This is a genomic window from Streptomyces sp. SM1 (assembly GCF_002910825.1).
GTDB lineage: Bacteria > Actinomycetota > Actinomycetes > Streptomycetales > Streptomycetaceae > Streptomyces > Streptomyces okerensis.
Window position 1 is genome coordinate 1 of the sequence record NZ_NEUB01000749.1, and the last position, 3893, is coordinate 3893.

General features: G+C 63.9%; 2 protein-coding genes. Both read right to left on the reverse strand.

Annotated elements, in window-relative coordinates:
- Positions 1-75: 75 nt before the first annotated feature.
- The gene (gene ltrA / locus B9S61_RS22505) at positions 76-1797 is read right to left on the reverse strand and encodes a group II intron reverse transcriptase/maturase (RefSeq protein ID WP_181007482.1); all 1722 of its coding nucleotides are present in this window, start codon (positions 1795-1797) and stop codon (positions 76-78) included.
- Between the two features lie 734 nt (positions 1798-2531).
- Positions 2532-3893, reverse strand: a 1362-nt coding sequence (locus B9S61_RS22510; RefSeq protein WP_103543891.1) for a methylmalonyl-CoA mutase, incomplete at its 5' end; no start/stop codon positions are given.

The window sequence follows — 3893 nt, forward strand, 5'->3', positions numbered from 1 at the left end:
CGGTCGGGTAGCGGGGACGCATTGCTGCGTCCCCGCCCCCTCAGAACCGTGCTTGCGCCTTCCAGCGCACACGGCTCAAGCGGGCCTATGGCCGCTCAGTTCGGTGCCATTCTTCCGGTCACCGGCGTGCAGCTGCCGGTGGCACAGAGTGTGTACAACTTCCAGATTGTCGAGGTGGTCGCTTCCACCCCGGCTGCGGTATTGCAGATGGTGCACATGAATTCCCCGGTATGAGGCCGTGAACCAACGGGCCCAATCGTTGACGTCATCAGGGTCGTACCCTGCGCCTTCGATCAGGTCCTGCCCGCATCTGGGGCACAGTCCCTTCTGTCGGGCTGCTAGCAAAAGAATCCGTTTGGATTCCACTCCTGGCATCCGCTTTCGGGCTCGTTTTCTCCAGTAGCTGTCCAGTTCCGCGTCGTCCTGGGAGGAGTCTCCCTTGACCATCACGTGCCGGACGATTCCGGTCCAGGCGAACTTGGGCAAGTATCCGGCTTTGGAGCCGAAGACCCACCTGTCCTCTCGACTTTTGTCGAACTTCCCCCAATACCGCTCCCGGAGCCAGCGGGGCGTCTTCCGTCGATTGCAGTAGATCGCCCACCTTCTCAAGGCGTGGTGCGTGAAGTCGTCCAGCTTCCTGAAAGTTTCCTTCGAGACAACGTGCCGATAGTAGATGGACCATCCTCGAACAAGAGGTCCGAGGGCGCCAGCCAGACGTTCGGCGGGTGCGCCCCGGTGTTGTCGGATGATGGTCCTTATCTTCTTCTTGACCCGTTGTACTGCATCCTTGCTCGGCTTGATGATCAGCTTCTGGTCGTAGCGCCTGACATTGAATCCGAGGAAGTCAAATCCATCAGCGAGATGGACGACACGCGTCTTTTCCTCGTTGAAAGAAAGCCCTCTCGGCTGGAGCCAGACAGCTAACTTCGTTTGCAGATCATGCGCCTCCGTCTCCGAGGCGCACAACACCACGAAGTCATCGGCGTACAGAACAAGAGCGGGGGGAACATGCCTTGTCCCTCTGGCGGGAACATTTGCGTTAATCGCGCCCCCCATCCCGTGCAGGGCCACATTGAGCAACAGAGGACTGACGACTCCGCCTTGCGGCGTGCCTTCGATCGTGTGTGCGTAAGTGCCCTGCTCCATGACCCCAGCACGCAACCATCCTCTGATCTGCTGCCGGCCCGGAAACAGGCCGATGGAGTCCATGAGGTAACTGTGGCTGATGCGGTCGAAGGCCGCCGACAGGTCCGCGTCGAGAACCCACAGCCGTTTTGCGGTCTTCTGGCAGGCTATCTGGAAGATGGCCCCGATCGCGTCAGCGCATCCGCGCCCCGGCCGGAACCCGTAGGTTCGACCGTCGAACCGCGCTTCCCATTCCGGCTCTAGAGCGTTCTTCACCCTCGCCTGATTTGCGCGGTCGCGTATGACAGGAATGCCCAACGGCCGGGTCTTCCCGTTTGCCTTCGGGATGTACACACGCTTGACGGGCTTTGCCGGGATGCCCGGTTCAGCGAGAGTCTTCCTCGCCAGAGCACCCCGATCTTTCGGAGTCAGCGCGACGACCCCATCGATACCCGCCGTCTTCTTTCCGGTGCTCTGCTGTGCCACCCGGCGAACACTTGTCAAGCTGTTCGCCTTGGATCGCAGCATGAGCTTTTGCAGGTTGCGCACCCGCTTCATGTCGCCGTTCCGTGCAGCCCTGTAGATCCTCTGGCGCAGCCGCTTTACGGATGCTTCTTCTGAGCGCCAATCGATACCGGCCCAGAATTCTGCGTCGCCCTCGGGTCCGTTCATCGGGAGGGCGCACTGCGACACCAAAGACATTGTCGCCCCTCCTCCTGTCTAACTTGCGCCTCGGTGCAAGGTTTTGCCCGTTGGCTCTACATGGCCTACCTGTCCCACGTCAGCGCTCTTTCAAGCCCAGCTACAAAACTGGTATCCGCCGAGTTATACCCGGAGGGGGAGAGTCCCCAAGACCCGAGCTTTCCTCTGGGCTTTCGCCCCAGCGGCATTCGCTTCTTGGGACATCCTGTTCCCGCACTGGAGTTCTGCCTTCGTTGCCTCCGGCTTACCGGCTGACCAGCCGGACCCGTACGGGGTTCCCGTGTTCCACTGCCAACAGTTACGTCCGGACAGGGCGCCCTCTCTAAACCGACTCCCACGGTGACCTACGCTGGAAACCAGAGGTTCCCTTGAGCCTCTTTCAATGCAGCTCGCGTCGTGTCGCACTTCTCAATGCAAGGAGTTCCCACCGCCGACCGCTTTGCCATTGACGCGGTGTTCCTCATGTCGGCTCGTAAGGACAAGGGTTCGCTTTCGCTCGCCCGCTCGGACTTCCCCTTCGCTTGTGGCGTGATGATGGCCCATCGTGCCCTTGAGCTTGACCACCTCGGCTCAGCACCCCCGCGTCACCGCAGACGCACCCGAGGCTGGGGACCGGCCATCGGTCACAGGCCGGGGCAGTCGACTCCTCTCCTTGCAACTACCACTGCATGACAGCGACTTCACGTCGCACTGAAAGCGCGAGGCTAGACGTCGATGGGCACGTAGGCGCCCCAGATCTCGCGCAGGGCGTTGCACACCTCGCCGACCGTCGCGCGGGCCCTGAGGGCGTCCTTCATCGGGTAGAGGACATTGTCCTCGCCCTCGGCGGCCTTCTTCAGCTCGGCCAGGGCCGCGTCGACCGCTGCCTGGTCGCGCCCGGCGCGCAGTTTCGCGAGGCGGTCCGCCTGCTGGGCCTCGATCGCCGGGTCCACGCGCAGCGGCTCGTAGGGCTCCTCCGCGTCCAGCTGGAAGCGGTTGACGCCGACCACGACCCGCTCGCCGGAGTCGGTCTCCTGGGCGATGCGGTAGGCGGAGCGCTCGATCTCGTTCTTCTGGAAGCCGTGCTCGATGGCGTTGACCGCGCCGCCGAGGTCCTCGACCTTCCGCATCAGCTCCAGCGCGGCCTCCTCGACGTCGTCGGTCATCTTCTCGATGACGTAGGAACCGGCGAACGGGTCGACGGTCGCGGTCACGTCCGTCTCGTAGGCGAGGACCTGCTGGGTGCGCAGGGCGAGCCGCGCGGACTTGTCGGTCGGGAGGGCGATCGCCTCGTCGAAGGAGTTGGTGTGCAGCGACTGGGTGCCGCCGAGCACCGCGCCCAGGCCCTGGACGGCGACCCGGACCAGGTTGACCTCCGGCTGCTGGGCGGTCAGCTGCACCCCGGCCGTCTGCGTGTGGAAGCGCAGCATCAGCGACTTGGGGTTCTTGGCGCCGAACTCCTCCTTCATCACCCGCGCCCAGATCCTGCGCGCGGCGCGGAACTTGGCGACCTCCTCCAGGATCGTCGTGCGGGCCACGAAGAAGAACGACAGGCGCGGGGCGAAGTCGTCGACGTCCATGCCGGCCGCGACCGCCGTACGGACGTACTCGATGCCGTCGGCGAGGGTGAACGCGATCTCCTGCGCGGGAGAGGCGCCCGCCTCGGCCATGTGGTAGCCGGAGATCGAGATCGTGTTCCACTTCGGGATCTCGGCCCGGCAGTACTTGAAGATGTCGGCGATCAGGCGGAGCGAGGGCTTCGGCGGGAAGATGTAGGTGCCCCGCGCGATGTACTCCTTCAGCACGTCGTTCTGGATCGTGCCGGTGAGCTTGTCGGCGCTCACGCCCTGCTCCTCGGCGACCAGTTGGTAGAGGAGCAGCAGGAGGGCGGCGGGCGCGTTGATCGTCATCGACGTGGAGACCCTGTCCAGCGGGATCCCGCCGAACAGCACCCGCATGTCGTCGACGGAGTCGATGGCGACGCCCACCTTGCCGACCTCGCCCGAGGCGATCGGGGCGTCGGAGTCGTGGCCCATCTGGGTGGGCAGGTCGAAGGCGACCGACAGGCCCATCGTGCCGTTGGCGAT

Excerpts from the sequence above, each read along its gene's own strand:
- ltrA (WP_181007482.1), bottom strand. The coding sequence starts at position 1,797 with ATGAACGGACCCGAGGGCGACGCAGAATTCTGGGCCGGTATCGATTGG.